The sequence below is a fragment of the Wolbachia endosymbiont (group B) of Horisme vitalbata genome, from assembly GCF_964028625.1.
Lineage (GTDB): Bacteria > Pseudomonadota > Alphaproteobacteria > Rickettsiales > Anaplasmataceae > Wolbachia.
This window is the reverse complement of sequence record NZ_OZ034797.1, coordinates 726,524-743,644: the sequence shown is the minus strand read 5'-3', so window position 1 is coordinate 743,644 and position 17,121 is coordinate 726,524. Positions and strand designations below refer to the sequence as shown.

Here is a 17,121-nt window from a genome sequence, read left to right as displayed (position 1 = left end):
GCCTATTTAAAACTGAATGCATAGGTATAAAAAGAAAAGCTATGATTTTTTTAGTAATTAAGTAAAATAGAGTGAAAGATTAAGAGGAAATTTTGAAAGATAAGATAAAAAAGATAGTGATTTCAGGGAAAGAAGTGTGGCCAATCATTGAGGGCGGTAAAGGTATTGCAATCAGTGATGGAGGATCAAGTGGGGCATTTGCTGCAGCGGATGCTGTTGGTACGTTTTCTGGTGCAAATGCTAAACTTATCGATGGCAATGGCGAGCTGGTACCACTAATTTATAAAGGTAAAACAAGAAATGAAAAGCACGAAGAATTAATTAAATATAGCATTGAGGCTGGAGTTAGTCAAGTAAAAATAGCAAATGAAATATCAAAAGGCCATGGGAGAGTACATATGAATGTGCTTTGGGAAATGGGGGCAGCAGAACATGTACTTCATGGTATATTAGAAAAAGCAAAAGGCTTAGTTCATGGCATCACTTGCGGTGCTGGTATGCCTTACAGACTCGGAGAAATTGCAGCTAAATATCAAGTTTATTACTACCCTATTATCTCATCAGCGCGCGCTTTTAAAGCGTTATGGAAACGTGCTTACCAAAAAATATCTTCTTTTTTACTTGGTGGAGTAGTATACGAGGATCCGTGGCTTGCTGGTGGTCACAATGGACTAAGTAATAGTGAAGATCCGGAATTACTACAGGCTCCATTTGAAAGAGTTGCAGAGCTTAGATCTTTCATGAACGAAGTTGGTCTTGCTGAAACGCCAATTGTTATGGCAGGGGGAGTGTGGCATTTGAAGGATTGGGAACATTGGTTTGACAATTTACAAATCGGACCAATAGCTTTTCAGCTTGGTACTCGTCCACTTTTAACAAAAGAAAGCCCGATTTCTACAGAGTGGAAAAAGAAGTTACTTACTTTAGAAGAAGGTGATGTATTTTTAAACAAATTTAGTCCAACAGGGTTTTACTCATCTGCAGTAAGAAATAACTTCATACGTGAGCTACAGGAGAGGAATTCACGTCAAATAAAATTTTCGGAAAGTGCAAGCGGAGAGTTTAACAATGAATTTGCAATGGGCAGCAGAGGTAGAAAGATTTACCTTACTGCACAAGACAAAGAACTGGCAGATAAGTGGACTCAGGAAGGTTATACAGAGGCAATGAAAACTCCAGATACAACTGTTATTTTTGTGACACCAAGCAAATTTGCGGAGATAAGACAAGATCAAATTAATTGCATGGGATGTTTGAGCCATTGTCTGTTTAGCAATTGGAAAGATCATGGTGACCATTCAACAGGGCGAAAGCCAGATCCACGGAGTTTCTGTATACAAAAGACACTGCAAAACATTGTACATGACGGCAATGTTGAAAATGAACTCATGTTTTCTGGACACAATGTTTACAGATTTAAGCAAGACCCATTTTATGAGAATGGCTACGTACCGACAGTAAAAGAATTGGTGGAAAGGATATTAACTGGGTATTAGGGTATGGTTGAATTGACAAGAAAACGTTACTCTGTTATAATAAGTCTTTATTAATTTAATCTTAATTCTGGGGGAATTTTTATGCGTAGTAGTGTTTTAAAAAGGTATGCACTTGCCTATATAAAAGAAAATGGCAGTGACAATGGTGTTCAAGAATTTTTACGTTCTCGTGGTATGCAAAATATTGAGAACTGGAGTGATAAAATTTTTGAAGATGCGTATAAGGAATTTAAGCTCAGTAATCTAACTAATGAGCAGAACAGTACAGAATATGATAGAAGCAATAGGCAACAAACTACAGGCCCTCAAGTCACGCACGTACATATAAACGATAATAGAGGTTTAGATTTTTGGGATTATTTACTACTTAGCAACCTGTTTGGTGGTCGTACTACAGTTATAAATAACCCTGGTTTTGATACTGTTGGCTACCAAAGCAGAGAAGATAAGAAAAAAGACTCAGAAGACAGCAGGAAATTATTAGCTTTAGGGATAGTAGCTGTAGTTGCGTGTGTTGCTTTCCATGCTTTAATGTGTGTTTGGTACAACAGCAGCGAAAAAACGGCTAGAAAGTCAGAAAAAATAGATTATCTAGATAGTCAACTTAAAATGTTCAGAAATATAGAATTTGCAGTTGGTGCAATTTCTTTAGCAGCTTTGATAGGTTTCGCTATTAACCCAGTCTTACCAGTTTGGGGTTTAGTCATTCTTGGCATTAATTCTCTTGTGTGTCTTGCTGGTGGTGTGGCTTTTCATATGAAACATAAGAAAGAGTCAGAAAATATTAAGAAGGCTGAAGAAGCGGTAGATAGCTATTCTGGACAAGGGCTTAGTTGTGGAGGTTATGATTCACCACCACCTTCTTACTTTTCTCAAAATCCTAATACTGTTTCAAGTGCTTCTTCTTATGATGACACCAGACCTGGTGGGTTGTTTTCTCATTCTAATGCGGAAAAACATTCTGGAAATCATGGATATAATATTGATTTTAGAAGGTAAATTGTACAGCAAATAGTGTCATTCCAGTGCTTGACACTGGAATCCAGCTTTTTTGTAATTTTATTGAACATGTTGTATAGTCGTTTGTTTACAATTAATTTTTCTGGATCCCAGTGTCTGGGCACTGGGATGACATTTTTGTGTTTGAGGCAAAATCTGCTATAATATTTAACACACTGCTTTCACAGATGAATGTTTGTACAGTTGTGAAGTTATGGACAACAATATCATAGCAACTCAAACGTAAGTTACTCACATTATACCGCTGCAAACGCAGCGGTATAATGGCTTTTCAGATTGCTTGTACGATAGGATATATATTGATTTTTATTACTAGTACAGATACGATAAAGCTTTAAGCACTACAAGATGGAGCAATTTGAGAGCTTTTACATCACTACGCCAATATATTACGTAAACGACAAGCCACATATCGGCCACGCATATACTTCCCTTATCTGTGATGTTACAGCTAGATTTATGAAATTAGCTGGAAAGAACGTCAAATTTACCACTGGTACAGATGAACATGGACAGAAAATTGAAAAAGCGGCTAAGGTAAAGGGAATAGAGCCAAAAGAATTTACAGATGAAATAAGTGTTACGTTCAGAAAATTGGCTGAGCTAATGAACTTTGATTATGATGATTTTATTCGCACCACAGAAGAACGTCATGAAAAAGCAGTTATAGCTCTATGGAATAGGCTTGAAGAGAGAGGGCAAATATATCTGGATTCTTACTCAGGTTGGTATTCAGTTCGTGATGAAGCGTTTTATCAGGAATCAGAGTTGATAGATGGCAGAGCACCAACAGGTGCTGAAGTTCAGTGGATAAAAGAAGAGAGCTACTTTTTTCGTTTGTCAAGTTGGCAAAATAAATTACTAGAGTTATACGAAAATCAGCCGAATTTCATCTTTCCTGAGAGCAGAAAAAACGAGGTGGTATCGTTTGTAAAATCAGGACTTACTGACCTTTCGATTTCTCGTACTAGTTTTAATTGGGGAATAAAAGTACCAGGGAATGACAAGCACGTAATTTATGTTTGGATAGATGCGCTCACTAACTATCTCACATCAATAGGCTTTCCTAATATAGAAGATGAGGAATATAAGAAATTTTGGACAAACTCCTTCAACGTTCATGTGATCGGTAAAGACATATTGCGTTTTCACGCTGTATACTGGCCAGCTATTCTTCTTGCAGCAGATTTACCACTGCCAAAGCAAATTGCAGTTCATGGTTGGTGGCTGAACGAGGGGGAAAAAATATCCAAATCCCTTGGTAACGTTATAGATCCAATTGGTCTGGCAGAAGAGTTTGGTGTTGATCAACTACGCTATTTTCTCCTTCGGGAAGCAAGTTTCGGTCAAGATGGTAATTTCAGTAAGAAGAACATGATCAGCCGCATAAACTCAGAGCTGGCAAACAATATAGGCAATTTAGTGCAAAGAACAATTTCATTTCTGCACAAGCAATGCTTTGGAGTTGTACCAGTGGTCGATCGCAATTTGCTTAAAGATGATGAGAGTTTACCAAATTGCAAAGCCATAATTGATCAAGTAATGGATCATCTATCAAAGTATGAATTTAACCAGATTATACTCCTGATTATCAATATCTCTTCCAAGGCCAATGCTTACATAGATAAAAGTGCACCCTGGACACTCAGTAAAACCGATAGAGAGCGCATGGATTTAGTAATCTACAAATTACTTGAATACATTAGAATGATTGGCATTTTGCTGCAGCCAATTGCTCCAAAGTCAGCAAAAATGATACTCGATCAGTTGCAAATTCCAAAAGAACAACGTGATTTAAAATCTCTGTGCAACGCATGTGTAAGCTTAGGCATTACACTGCCTAAACCTACGCCGATTTTTTTGAGGATCGATATTTAAAGAATCCTTAGTAAGCCGTTACAAGACTAGACTGAGTTGGCCGTTCTGTAGTTAGCCTTTTTAATTCAACAGAGTCAAAAAAAAGGTTCTGTCGAATCTATAAACCATAGGAAAGAAGATCATTAAAGGTGGGATTATAGGAGTTATTAACATAGCAAAATTCTCAAAAGTAGAAACATTATTTTAATAATTTGTCTTTTTTGAATCATACGAATATTTTCTATGCTTGTGATGGTAATCTTTGCGGAATGGAAGCTTTTAAACCCAAGCATTGGCTTTATTAGTTTTTTGATAAATCTATCAACAATATTATTTAGATATTTTATTTGAAGAACTGTAATCTTCAGAAATTTCTGCATTCAAATCATCAAGAGCAGCAGTATTACTGCCGCTTTTATCAATTACAATTTTCTCAGGAAGATAGTTACTCCTGAAGGCTTTACGAAAGAATGCAAGTGCTGCAGACTTGTCTCTACTAACACACAAGTCTACAGTATATAAATAAACCCATTTACCGTTTAATTTAATGTAAGTCTCTCCAACTACTACCAACCTGCTTCTTTCTTTTCCTTACTGCCTCATCTATCAGTGGTGATAACCCACCTTTGTAACGTAGCATTTTGCTCCCCTTATACTCATCATTTCTTCCAAATCTCGATAGCTCAAAGAGAATCGACATTTCATGTATACAGATAACATCCGCTGAAAAGCTAAATCCTTTGAAATATGGCAACAATTTTTGATTGATACGAAACATCTTTGCTTTTTTTTTAGACAATTATATCATTCTTCTTTCTACTTCCCTACAAATGCGACAGAACCAACCCCATAGCATGTCGAACGAAGCTTTTTTTAAGAAAATCTGAATTTTCAACTATCATTAAACCAAGATTGCTCAGAACTTTAACGCAAAGTATTCTGTTGGAAAATATTCTATTTAGTCCATCAGTTGCAAGTGCCATAGTAAAATTATCAAAGTATCTATCACGTGAAATTTTCTTCAATAGATAATTACTGCCAACATCAATGCCAGAGGATTTTGCAGCAGTTATTTGTCTAATAACACTCTCTACATCTCTCATTCCAAGGTTAAGTCCTTGACCTGCAACCGGGTGGATTGAATGTGCTGCATCGCCAATCAGCAAAATTCTGCTTTTATGAAGCTTTCTCGCAAAAGTAAAACTCAAAGGGTAAGATTTTCTTTCACCCTCTAATTCAATTTCTCCCAAATAAGAACCAAATCTTTTTTTGAGTTCTATGATAAACTCCTCTTCAGATAAGCTCATCAGCATTTTTGAAATTTCGCATTTTTCTGTCCAAACTATTGAAGAAGTATAGCCACCTTTCATTGGCAAAATTGCAAATGGACCACCAGGAAAAAACCGCTCTACAGCTAAGAACCTGTCTTGAAAGGTAATGAAGAAAAGAGTATGATGAGGTAAGCAAAAAATAGGAGGGTAAGTTGTATCCAAGTGATATAAGTGACAAGGAATGGGAAATTTTAGAGCCCTATGTTGCACAAGGAGCGATAGGACGACCAAGAAAACATAACATAAGAACAATTATTAATGCAATAAGGTACATAATGAGGGGTGGTTGCCAGTGGAGAATGCTACCAAAAGATTTTCCTCCATGGAAAACGGTGTATGACTATTTTCTCAGGTGGCGTAATAATGGAAAATTGAAAAAAATACATGACATGCTAGTAAAAGAGGTAAGAAAAATGGTTGGCAAAAATGAAACACCTTCAGTAGGTATAATTGACAGTCAATCAGTGAAAACGACTCAAAAAGGGGATCAAGAGGATATGATGCCGGTAAAAAAATAAAGGGTAGAAAACGTCATATTATTGTAGATACACTAGGTCTTGTAATTACTGCAGAAGTACACAGCGCAAGCATTCAGGACCGTGATGGTGCTACCAATCTTTTTGTTCAAGCTAAATGCAAAGCTCCAACATTACGTAGGTTTTTTGCTGATCAAGGGTATAAAGGTAAATTACAAAATCGATGTTTGTTGGAAACTGGATGTTTGCTAACGATTACCAAGAAATTGGTTGATACAGGATTTCAAGTTATTCCTAAACGTTGGATTGTAGAACGAACCTTTGCCTGGCTTTCCAATTTTAGACGCATGAGCAAGGATTACGAACATTCTCCTCTTACTTCAAAAAACAATATCTTATTTAATATGATTACTTCTATGCTTACTAAATTAGCCAATTAACTCCTTTCAAGACAGGTTCTAAGTTTTGGTGATGTAATTCATGTTTTACATTAAATACCATGCTATTTTGTTTATAATCAAATTTTATCATTGGTATAGAAAACAACTCTGGCAACTTAGAGTTTTTACCTTCAGCACAGATAAATAGTGATGATATCAATTTTTGATCATTATCAAGAGTAACTTCCATGTATCCTTCGTCACAAGAGATTGTTTTATAGGAACGTGGAGAATATATATTGAGTTTATGCAAAAAATTGTTATTGATTGCATTCCATATAATAGCGCTCTTGATTACGTAGCCCATTGGCTCTTCACCAACCATTTTATGGTCATAATGCACAGTAAATGGGCTATCTCCATCTAATATGCATATATCAAGTATTGGTTCAGCTTCGCCTTCTAAGAGCCGCCAAATCCCTAATTTTTCTAGTATTTTTTTTGATCCTTGAGAAATAGCAAATGCTCGATTATCATCAACTGCACGTGGTAAACTATTTTTCTCAATTACGGCTACAGATACAGAGTCATTACTCAGGCCAATAGCAGTAATAAGACCAATTAGCCCACTACCTGAAATGATTACATCGTAATTCATTTTATTTACCTAAAATTACATTTTATTCGTTTTGAAAATAGTTTAAATAAACTTCGTAGATGCTGGACTTCTTATCACTACCTTAGTATACCTCAGATTAGTAATAAAGTATTAATTATTTTATGCTAAAATAGGTTTTAATTTTATTAAAGGAAACAGCTTATGACTACAGATTGTAAAGAAGAAATGAGAAACTGTATCTCTAAATATAGAGAAGAACTTGCAGAAAATAAAGCAGCAATTAGACAAACTTTAACTAGCGATAAAATTAATATAAGCGATTACTTTTATCAGGGTGATAAAATCTGTAACAAAGAGCTGTTTAACATAGGAAGTGAGTGTCAAGATACAAAATATGGTAGTCGACAAGAATATACGTATGATGAGTGGAAGGAAAAAATTGAAAAATCTCATGCTAAAGATTTTCTAGGAATGTTACAAAACGAAGTAAAAAATAAAATATCAAAGAGTCTTGAGGATTATAAACAGTATCATGAAAATGCTACTGAAGCTATAAAAAAAGAATTAGACATAGATTCGAAATTAAAGGCAATACTCAAAGAAAAGCAACAACCAGAAACTGATGAAACTCGAGCATATTATGACGTTATACGAGGTTTATATGAAAATGGAGACATGCACTCTCAACTAAAATGCAATGATCTTGATTGTTTCAATAGAACAATAGAAGATAATCTATCTCAAAAACAATCCGAGCTAGCTGCTATAAAGGATGACTTTTTGGATAATACGCAAAATATTTTTCAACATATTCAAGTTGAAGATAGTATTTTTTAGAGAAATAGGGAGTGTTAAATAAACCATACGCGTCAAGTTAAGAGATTGTGAGCAAATTTAGAGAAGTTAAGGTGGATACTCTAGTTTTTCTGTACTTGTCTTTTAATGAAAACTGCGACCAAGTTATGGTAAGCTTTTTGAGAAAAATATTTAAGCCTTTAATTTTATTATTTAGTGCTAAAAATAACTCTCTAACCCGTCTTTTTAGCTCAATAAATGCCTTTGTTAAGCTAAGCTCCGTATTTTTTTTCAGTTCTGTGCAACCCACTATTCCATGAAATATAAGAATTGCACACAATTTGGCATATAGCTCACATAATACTCTGTATGGCTTTCCTCTCAGCTTATCAAGCCTTATATTACTCTTATATAATTTGAACAATAATTCAATTTGCCATCTTATTCGGTAAACTACTAGTATTTGCTCAGCATTAATCTTACTTTTTGGAACATTAGTTATAAATATCGACCAATTTAGTAACTTTTGGTTCCTTTGAGAAGATGTGTATCCATGTGATCTTGCTAACCTATTAGCCTTTCTTCTTCTAGCCATAGCTTGTTCTTCAGTTAGTTTTTTAAATATAATTCTTACTTTAACCCTTGTCTCTTTTCCTCACAATACCTCCTGTTCTAGAAAAGATCGATCTCCCAAATGTTCTAGTAAATCTATTTTTTGACCTGTCTCTATATCATATATGTTAGTATCGGATTTATAACGACTTATGAAATAAGCTCCTATTTCATTGATTTGTTTAAAAGAACTTGGCACAAAATAACCCAAATCAGATATTAGTAAATCGTTGTTCGATATATTGCTTAAATGGCTTCTATAACCCTGATCTGACCTTATTCCCTCAGTTATATTAAGCTGGTCTAATGTCTGGTTTAGGTAGTCAAAAACTAATTGTAACTTTATTCCAGACTTAGTATTGCTTTCATAACCACTGTAGCTGGTACCATAACCTTTATACATTTCTTCCATACTGTTAGGTAAGCTAATGTAGCTGCTGTCTAATAATTTAACACCTCCAAAGTGCTTCAAGATTCTGCAATCAACTTGTAAGGTATTTTTAAGTAACGTTAAAGATTCATTATACATTCTTTTCATAAATTCCACTGCTTCCTTGGTAAATCTAAAGTCCAGACCTTGTTTTGTTATATTTATCGAGTCTTCATTCAATAATTGACACACTGTCTCTATACTACAATTATCAACCCCTATATTACCCAAAACGATGGCTTTTATGAACGACGAGCCTTTTAGCTTCCTCTTTCTTTTTATGAACCCTGTTGTAGCTGAGATTTTATCTGCTTTTTCATTAAAAAATTCTTTGAGCTTTTTTGAGATGCAAACTATTCTTTTCATTGTATAAGTTCTCCGTTTTCTTTGTTAGATTTAAGAGAACTTATATCTTTTTTTTCTCTTCCTTACACTAAGTTTATTACCACAGTTCCTTAACTTGACGCGTATGGTCCAATAAACCCTCTAAGGAAAACCCTTAGATTTTTGACCTACTAACGTGTGACACTTTAGGTTTTAGAGCGTTTTCTGTGTTTTATACTTTATGTTTATTAATTGTGTAATGATCAACACTATGAGTTTCACCTTCCCTTCCATTATATCTCTGAGCTCTATTATTAGAGTATAACTTGATTATAAACTATATATAACAATAAACTTACTTTAATTTTTCTTCTTTAAATAATACGTGTCTTCTGACCACTGGGTCATACTTCCTAAACTCGAGCTTTTTGGGAAGGTTCTTAGGATTACGTTTTTTTACACAAAAATAGCCTGTTAGTTTCTCTTCTCCAGTTTTTGTTGTTTTAGTTGCAGTGCTAACTAGCTTGACAAGCAAAGAAGCATTTTTTTTCGCCATAATTGTTAGTGATATAATAAACTCTATGCAAGTTTAGAACGCAAAACACTGAAAGTCAACCCAATAATGCAGGTCGCAAAATTCTTGACAATCAATAATATATTAAGTAGTATAAAAAGATTTCAGAATGAAAAGCAGACGGTAAATAAGTGGCGAGTGATGGCAAAAGGTTATTATTGATAGAAAGTACTACCTGTTCTAACGAGGTAAGGGTTGCCCTACTAGTTAATGGTAGAGTTGTAGAGTTTGAACAAGAATTCAAGGAAAAAAGACAATTAAGAGGTAATATATACGTTGCTTATGTAAAGCGTATAGAGCCTGCTTTGCAGGCCGTGTTCATTGAGTATGGAAAAAATAAGCAAGGTTTTTTGTCTTTTTCTGAGATATCTCTCAATTACTTTAATATTCCAGAAAAAGAGAAGGAAATTTTCCCTGACGAAGGCTATTCGAGCGGTGTGGACTGTTCAAATGATAATTGCACAGAAGAAGGCCTAGATTCTACAGCTAGTAATGAATCCAGCAGTGGTTTTGTGAGGGAGGTACCTTTACATAGAAAATATAAGTTACAAGATGTGATTTCAGTAAATCAAAAGTTATTGGTTCAATTAACTAAAGAAGAACGAGGAAATAAAGGAGCTTCATTTACAACATACGTAACTTTGGTCGGTAGATACTGTGTTTTCATGCCCAATTCCATAAGTAGGGGTGGAGTATCTCGCAGAATTGAAGATACCAACGTTAGAAAACAGTTAAAGGATATATTAAATTCAATAAATTTACCAAAAGGCTCAGGTTTAATAGTAAGAACTGTTGGTGCAGGAAAAAGTAAGAAAGAAATTGAGCAAGATTACGATAATTTGACCTTATTATGGCAAAATATCCAGCAAAACTTCTCTTCTTTAAATGTTCCATCATTAATTTACAACGAAGCAGATGTAATTATGAGATCTGTACGTGACTTTTGTAGTAATGATACAGAAATTATAGTATCTGATAGAGAAGTTTGTGAAGCGGTAAGAAAATACACTAAAAATGTGTTACAAGGAAAATTACGTCCTAGGTTATATAGAGGCTCTGTTCCAATCTTTACTTACTATCGAGTCGAAGATCAAATTTCTGAATTATATAGCAATAGAGTAGAATTACCATCTGGTGGGTCTTTGGTGATAACCTTAACTGAGGCATTTGTTTCAATAGACGTAAATTCAGGGAAAATGACAGGAGAAGATAACATAGAAGAAACAGCTTATAGAACTAATATGGAGGCATTATCTGAAATATCAAGGCAAGCGAATCTCAGGGGCTTATCAGGGTTAATAGTTGTTGATTTTATTGACATGTTGAAACTTGAGTATTGCAAAAATGTTGAATTTGCTATCAAGCAGGCGTTTAAAGATGATAGAGCTAAAGTTCAATTTAGCTTTATCAATGACTTTGGTTTAATGGTCTTTTCAAGACAAAGAATTAAACCAAATATACAGGAAATTAATACTACAGAGTGCTTACGCTGTAAAGGTATTGGAAGAGTAAAATCAAACGAAGTGGTTGTTGCATCGATACTAAGGGATTTGCAACATATTGCTAATAAAAATCAAAATAAGTCCTTTGATTTAATAGCACGCAGTGCAGTTATAGCGCACATTTTTAATAATAAGCGTGATATCGTTTCTACAATCGAAAAAGAGTTCAATATTACATTAAATGTTAGTATTGATAATAGTTTAGATGCAGATACATTTATTTTAAAGCAAGGAGACCATATTAATTTTAATGATTATAAGCCATTGCAGAATTCTGGATGTCAAATTGTGAATAGCAGGGATAAAGAAGCTGGTAGTTCAGATAAACTACCGGGCAACTTTTGGTTAACTAAATGGCTTTCGCGCCTTTTGGGCTCTAACAACTAAACGGGACTTGTAATTAACGAGTTTTATACTTATATATTTTACATCAGATAATATTTAAAAGGGAGTATTCATTATGGGAAGAGCAATAGGTATAGATCTTGGAACGACAAATTCTTGTGTTGCAATAATGCAAGGTAAGGATACAAAAGTAATTGAGAATAAAGAAGGAGCAAGAACTACTCCATCTATAGTTGCATTTACTTCATCTGGAGAAAGGTTGATTGGTGCTCCAGCAAAAAGGCAAGCAACTACCAATGCAAGTAATACTTTTTTTGCAACTAAGAGATTGATAGGTCGCCAATATAGCGATCCTGAAATGAAGAATCTAGGTGTACCGTATAAGGTATTTGCAGCAAAAAATGGTGATGCATGGGTTAAAACAACTGATAGTAAAGAATACTCTCCTAGTCAAATTGGTGCATTTATATTGCAAAACCTGAAAGAAGCAGCGGAAGCTTATCTTGGGGAAGAAGTAAAGGATGCTGTGATAACAGTGCCGGCGTACTTCAATGATTCTCAACGTCAAGCAACAAAAGATGCAGGAAAAATTGCTGGATTAAATGTCCTCAGAATAATTAACGAACCAACTGCTGCAGCACTTGCTTATGGTCTTGATAAAAAGCACGGACACACAATAGTAGTGTATGATCTTGGTGGTGGTACATTTGATGTTTCAGTTCTTGAAATAGGTGATGGAGTTTTTGAAGTAAAGGCTACAAATGGTGATACTCACCTTGGAGGGGAAGACTTCGATAATGCAGTAGTGAATTATTTACTGGGTGAATTCAAGAAAAGTAATGGCATTGATTTGAAAAACGATCCAATGGCTATGCAAAGAATCAAAGAAGCTGCAGAAAAAGCAAAGGTAGAATTGTCAAGTGCAATGGAAACAGAAGTAAATCTACCGTTTGTTACAGCTGATGCAAGTGGCCCAAAACACTTAAATATGAAGCTAACAAGAGCAAAGCTTGAAAGCTTAGTGAATGATTTGATTGAAAGGACTATAATTCCTTGCAAAAAAGCTCTTGAAGATGCTGGTTTGTCTGCTAGTCAAATTGGTGAAGTAGTTCTTGTTGGTGGCATGACTCGTATGCCAAAAGTCATAGAGAAAGTTAAAGAATTCTTTGGCAAAGATCCACATAGAGGAGTTAACCCTGATGAAGTTGTAGCAATTGGGGCTGCAATACAAGCAGGAATTATTCAAGGTGATGTAAGAGATGTGTTACTACTTGACGTAACTCCACTTTCTCTTGGTATTGAAACTCTAGGGGGAGTGTTCACTCCACTTATTGAACGTAATACTACTATTCCCACAAAAAAATCTCAGGTATTTTCAACTGCAGAAGATAACCAAACAGCCGTTACAATTAAGGTACATCAAGGTGAAAGAAAATTGGCGATTGATAATAAACTGCTTGGTCAGTTTAGTTTAGAAGGAATACCACCTGCTCCTCGCGGGGTTCCTCAAATTGAGGTGACATTTGATATAGATGCAAATGGAATAGCACATGTTTCTGCAAAGGATAAAGCTACTGGAAAAGAGCAAAAAATACGTATTCAGTCTTCAGGTGGTTTATCGGAGGATGAAATAAATCGCATGGTGAGAGAAGCTGAGGAAAAAGCACAAGAAGATGAAAAGCGTAAGAAATTTATTGAAGTGAAGAATCAAGCGGATAGTTTAGTTCATTCTACAGAAAAATCTCTGACAGAATATGGTGATAAAATTTCTCCAGAAGATAAATCTGCTATTGAAAATGCAGTTAATGAGTTAAAGGAAGTGAGTAAATCTGACAACATTGATGATGCTGATTCAATACAACAGAAAGTTACTAACCTCTCTCAGTTATCTATGAAACTTGGAGAAGCTATGTATCAAGCATCTCAGCAAAACAGTGCTGAAAATGGCTTTTCATCAGAAGGAAATCCAAATGATAAGGAAGAAAAAGTAGTAGATTCTGATTATCAAGACATGGATAATAAAGAAGAGAATAAGTAATTCGATTGTCATCCCAGTGCCCAGATACTGTGGGATGACAAGAGGAGCGTATTGTTGCTTAAAGGAACTATTGTGGATATTATTAAGACAATAGAAGAAAAATTACGCGATTCAATAGGTGTAATTGATATTAATATTATCGATGAATCAGCAAAGCATGTAGATCATTATTTTGCTTCTTCTTCGACACTACCTTCACATATCAAATTAGTATTAATATCTAACGACTTTTCTGGAATGAGCTCTTTAAAGAGGCATAAATTGATCTATGAATTATTAAAGAGTGAAATAGAACGAGTACATGCGATTTCTCTTCACTTGTATACGCAAAGCGAATACAATCTAAAAAATAAATAATAAAAATGTGAACGAAGAGTCTTTATTAGTTAAAGCAGGAAGAAAATTTAATGATTATAAAGGGTCGATGAACCCACCAGTTTATCATTCTTCTACTATATTATTTCCTACTTACAAGGACTACTTAAATGCAGCAAATGGAGAAAGTATATACGATGTAATCAATGATGGTGTTGCAAGGGATTACAGTTACAGTAATGTTGGTACGCCTACTGTTCATTATTTTTCAAATGCACTGGCTGAAATTGAGGGTAGGGGACAAGCACTCATCTACCCTTCTGGATTATTTGCACTTACTTTTGCTATTTTGACTTTCACTAAAGCAGGTTCACATGTCCTGATACAAGATAATAGTTATTATAGGCTAAAGAGATTTGCCGAAAATGAGCTACCAAAAAGAGGAGTAGAAGTAACTTTTTATAATCCGACACAGGATATAACTGATTTAGTTCAGAGTAATACTTCACTCATCATGATTGAGACTCCTGGTTCTATAACGTTTGAGATTTCAAATATAGAGCATATAGTAAAAGTTGCTAAAGCACGTGGAATCGTAACCGTTTGTGACAATTCATGGGCCACTCCTTTGTTGTTTAAGCCGCTTGATTATGGAATTGATGTTGCACTATATGCGGTGACAAAGTATCTAGCTGGTCACTCAGATTTAGTGATGGGAGCTATGGTTGCTGAAGGTGAAACTTTTAAATTGCTTTATGAGAGCTATAAAAATTATGGAGTCACCATTCAATCGCATGACTGTTACCTTGCACACAGGGGACTTAGAACACTGCAAACACGCATGAGGAAGCATCAAAGTACAGCAATGCAAGTGGCAAAGTGGCTGGAAAAACATCCAAAAATCAAAAGAGTTTTGTATCCAGCACTTCCCCCCCATCCTCAACATGAATTATGGAAAAGTTATTTCAAAGGGGCAAGTAGCGTATTTAGTATAGTACTCGATAGAGAATATTCATGTGAAGAACTAGGCTGCATGGTTGATCACATGAAAGTTTTCGGCATTGGTGCTTCTTGGGGAGGATGTGACAGTTTGATACTACCAGTAGACCATAGATCTATGTCAAGATCTGTCATGAATTCAGATTATGGTGGAAGTTTTGTGCGAATATTTTGCGGACTAGAAGATCCTGAAGATTTGATTTTTGACTTGAATACTGCATTAATAAGACTGCCATGTTCAAGTGTTAAAGATGATTGTGAGACTGAAAGAGCTACTGCATAACATTGTAAATGCTGACTTTGATATTGAAATCAAAGGCGTCACATGTAATCCTAAGAGAGTTAAAGAAGGTTACCTTTTTGTTTGTGTGTCAGAAAGGAGTAAAGAACACGTAACATGTCTTCCTAATGGATGTGTACACAACTGTGTAGACGTTGTAATACAAGGGGCCAAGAAAGATGTCATCCCAGTGCTCAGACACTGGGATCCAGAAAATTTAATTGTAAATAAGCATACTAGACAATTGTATAATGAAAACTGGATTCCAGTGTCCGCTACTCGAATGACAAGTACTCCAAGTTTTGCAGTGCTTTACCACTCGGACCCTCAAGGAATATACAGTGAAATAGTCAGCAGGTTTTATCAATTCAAACAACCTAAATATATTGCTGCTGTAACTGGTACGAATGGTAAAACTTCAGTAGTGGAGTTTTGTCGCCAGATTTGGCAAGATAATGCAGCGTCTATAGGAACACTGGGAACATGTGTCAATAATAATAGAAAAGATAATAGCCTTACAACGCCAAGTGCAGATGATCTTTATTCCACATTGCGTGACATAAATAATAAGAACGTAGAACACTTAGCATTAGAAGCTTCAAGCCATGGAATCGATCAATACAGAATCCATGGACTCAGGCTCAATGCTGCAGCTTTTACTAATTTTTCTCAAGATCATTTGGACTATCACAAAAGTATCGATGAGTATTTTGAGGCCAAGAAAAGGTTGTTTGATGAGGTATTGCCAAAAGAAAAAACAGCGATTTTAAATGCAGATATAGGCGAATATGGAGAGTTGCTCAACATAGCTGAAAAGCGTGGCAACAAAGTTATAACCTATGGAAAAAAAAACTCTGACATTACTTTATTAAAGCAGATACCCACTGCCAATGGTCAATACCTAACAATTCAAATCGGTGATGAAATTTATAACGCATTTTTTCCGATTTTTGGGCAATTTCAAGCATATAATTTGTTGTGTGCAATCGGTATAGTTATTTCATCTGGTATGGACTATCAAAGAATGTGTATAGATAAACTCGCTTCTCCACCTGGAAGAATGGAAAAAGTGAACACTTTTGCATTTGTCGATTACGCTCATACTCCAAGTGCACTCAAACAAGCTCTGTTGTCTTTAAAATGGCACTTCAATAAAAAGATAGTTCTAGTGTTCGGTTGTGGCGGGAATCGTGATCAAACAAAACGTGCAGAGATGGGTAAAATAGCACAAATGCTTGCAGGTAAAGTTATAGTCACAGATGACAATCCGCGTGATGAAGATCCGGGGAAAATTCGTCACGATATTTTGTTACATTGCCCTGATGCACTGGAGATAGGAGATAGAAAAAAAGCTATAGAGAAAGGTATAAATATAGCACATGATGAAAATATGATTCTGCTAGTTGCAGGAAAAGGACATGAAAGATTCCAAATAATAGAAGGCCAATCCCTTGAATTTAGTGATGTTGAAGTTATTAGAGAGGGCCAAAAATTTGCTACTGCTGTTTTGCTCTCTCCTTCATCCAACGCCTGAATGGCTTTTTTCCTTAAGTCATAACTGTACGCTGCTGGCATTTTTACCTTCTTGTTATACTAAATCACTATCTTATCTTGTTCCTACTATTATGAGAAGAGCTATACAAGGATATGAAAGTGGAGATTGTGGTTACAAGATTAGTGAGAGAATATAGAAAAATTGAGGATGAAATATTGCGTGATATAGTTCAT

The 17,121-nt window shown here is 35.2% G+C and carries 11 protein-coding genes and 4 pseudogenes; 10 read left to right on the top strand and 5 right to left on the bottom strand.

Annotated elements, in window-relative coordinates; translation table 11 throughout:
* Nucleotides 1-92: 92 nt before the first annotated feature.
* The 3 genes from ABWU56_RS03640 to metG all read left to right on the top strand — a co-directional run bounded on the left by ABWU56_RS03640 (nucleotide 93) and on the right by metG (nucleotide 4,394).
* Complete coding sequence (locus ABWU56_RS03640; protein WP_264730662.1) at nucleotides 93-1,496, top strand: NAD(P)H-dependent flavin oxidoreductase; 1,404 nt, start codon at nucleotides 93-95, stop codon at nucleotides 1,494-1,496.
* A gap of 81 nt (nucleotides 1,497-1,577) precedes the next feature.
* Nucleotides 1,578-2,495 (top strand): hypothetical protein, encoded by a 918-nt coding sequence (locus tag ABWU56_RS03635; RefSeq protein ID WP_353281910.1) that lies wholly within the window; start codon nucleotides 1,578-1,580, stop codon nucleotides 2,493-2,495.
* A 369-nt stretch (nucleotides 2,496-2,864) separates the two neighbouring features.
* On the top strand, nucleotides 2,865-4,394 hold the full coding sequence (gene metG / locus ABWU56_RS03625; RefSeq protein ID WP_353281907.1) for a methionine--tRNA ligase: 1,530 nt from the start codon (nucleotides 2,865-2,867) through the stop codon (nucleotides 4,392-4,394).
* Between the two features lie 138 nt (nucleotides 4,395-4,532).
* Here metG and ABWU56_RS03620 read toward each other — a convergent pair.
* Nucleotides 4,533-5,151, bottom strand: a pseudogene (locus tag ABWU56_RS03620) (IS6 family transposase); the annotation flags it as partial.
* Nucleotides 5,152-5,197: 46 nt separating this feature from the next.
* Nucleotides 5,198-5,791: pseudogene (locus ABWU56_RS03615) on the bottom strand (FAD-dependent monooxygenase); the annotation flags it as partial.
* Nucleotides 5,792-5,856: 65 nt separating this feature from the next.
* On the opposite strand from ABWU56_RS03615, the gene ABWU56_RS03610 reads away from it, so the two are divergent.
* Nucleotides 5,857-6,620, top strand: a protein-coding gene (locus ABWU56_RS03610) for an IS5 family transposase (RefSeq protein ID WP_353281091.1) whose coding sequence is annotated in 2 segments (ribosomal slippage) — nucleotides 5,857-6,211 and nucleotides 6,211-6,620 — 765 coding nt in all. Because the reading frame shifts where the segments join, the coding sequence is not laid out codon by codon here.
* A 19-nt stretch (nucleotides 6,621-6,639) separates the two neighbouring features.
* On the opposite strand, the pseudogene ABWU56_RS03605 reads toward ABWU56_RS03610, so the two are convergent.
* Nucleotides 6,640-7,218, bottom strand: a pseudogene (locus ABWU56_RS03605) (FAD-dependent monooxygenase); the annotation flags it as partial.
* Nucleotides 7,219-7,380: 162 nt separating this feature from the next.
* Here ABWU56_RS03605 and ABWU56_RS03600 point away from each other — a divergent pair.
* The gene (locus ABWU56_RS03600; protein ID WP_353281905.1) at nucleotides 7,381-8,016 is read left to right on the top strand and encodes a hypothetical protein; all 636 of its coding nucleotides are present in this window, start codon (nucleotides 7,381-7,383) and stop codon (nucleotides 8,014-8,016) included.
* A gap of 37 nt (nucleotides 8,017-8,053) precedes the next feature.
* On the opposite strand, the pseudogene ABWU56_RS03595 reads toward ABWU56_RS03600, so the two are convergent.
* Nucleotides 8,054-9,382 (bottom strand): annotated as a pseudogene (locus ABWU56_RS03595) (IS4 family transposase).
* Between the two features lie 313 nt (nucleotides 9,383-9,695).
* On the bottom strand, nucleotides 9,696-9,896 hold the full coding sequence (rpmG, locus tag ABWU56_RS03590) for a 50S ribosomal protein L33 (RefSeq protein WP_012481745.1): 201 nt from the start codon (nucleotides 9,894-9,896) through the stop codon (nucleotides 9,696-9,698).
* A 149-nt stretch (nucleotides 9,897-10,045) separates the two neighbouring features.
* Between rpmG and ABWU56_RS03585 the strand changes: the two genes are divergently transcribed.
* From ABWU56_RS03585 to ABWU56_RS03565, 5 genes are all read left to right on the top strand, one after another.
* The gene (locus ABWU56_RS03585; protein WP_353281903.1) at nucleotides 10,046-11,803 is read left to right on the top strand and encodes an Rne/Rng family ribonuclease; all 1,758 of its coding nucleotides are present in this window, start codon (nucleotides 10,046-10,048) and stop codon (nucleotides 11,801-11,803) included.
* A gap of 73 nt (nucleotides 11,804-11,876) precedes the next feature.
* Nucleotides 11,877-13,799, top strand: a complete 1,923-nt coding sequence (dnaK, locus tag ABWU56_RS03580; RefSeq protein WP_264682651.1) for a molecular chaperone DnaK — start codon at nucleotides 11,877-11,879, stop codon at nucleotides 13,797-13,799.
* Between the two features lie 72 nt (nucleotides 13,800-13,871).
* A complete protein-coding gene (locus tag ABWU56_RS03575; protein WP_264682652.1) occupies nucleotides 13,872-14,156 on the top strand; it encodes a BolA family protein in 285 nt (94 codons plus the stop codon).
* A 7-nt stretch (nucleotides 14,157-14,163) separates the two neighbouring features.
* A complete protein-coding gene (metC, locus tag ABWU56_RS03570; RefSeq protein ID WP_353281901.1) occupies nucleotides 14,164-15,396 on the top strand; it encodes a cystathionine beta-lyase in 1,233 nt (410 codons plus the stop codon).
* Entirely contained in the window at nucleotides 15,365-16,927 is a 1,563-nt protein-coding gene (locus tag ABWU56_RS03565; protein WP_010407420.1) for a Mur ligase family protein, read from the top strand. Before metC ends, ABWU56_RS03565 begins: the two co-directional genes overlap by 32 nt.
* Nucleotides 16,928-17,121: the final 194 nt, after the last annotated feature.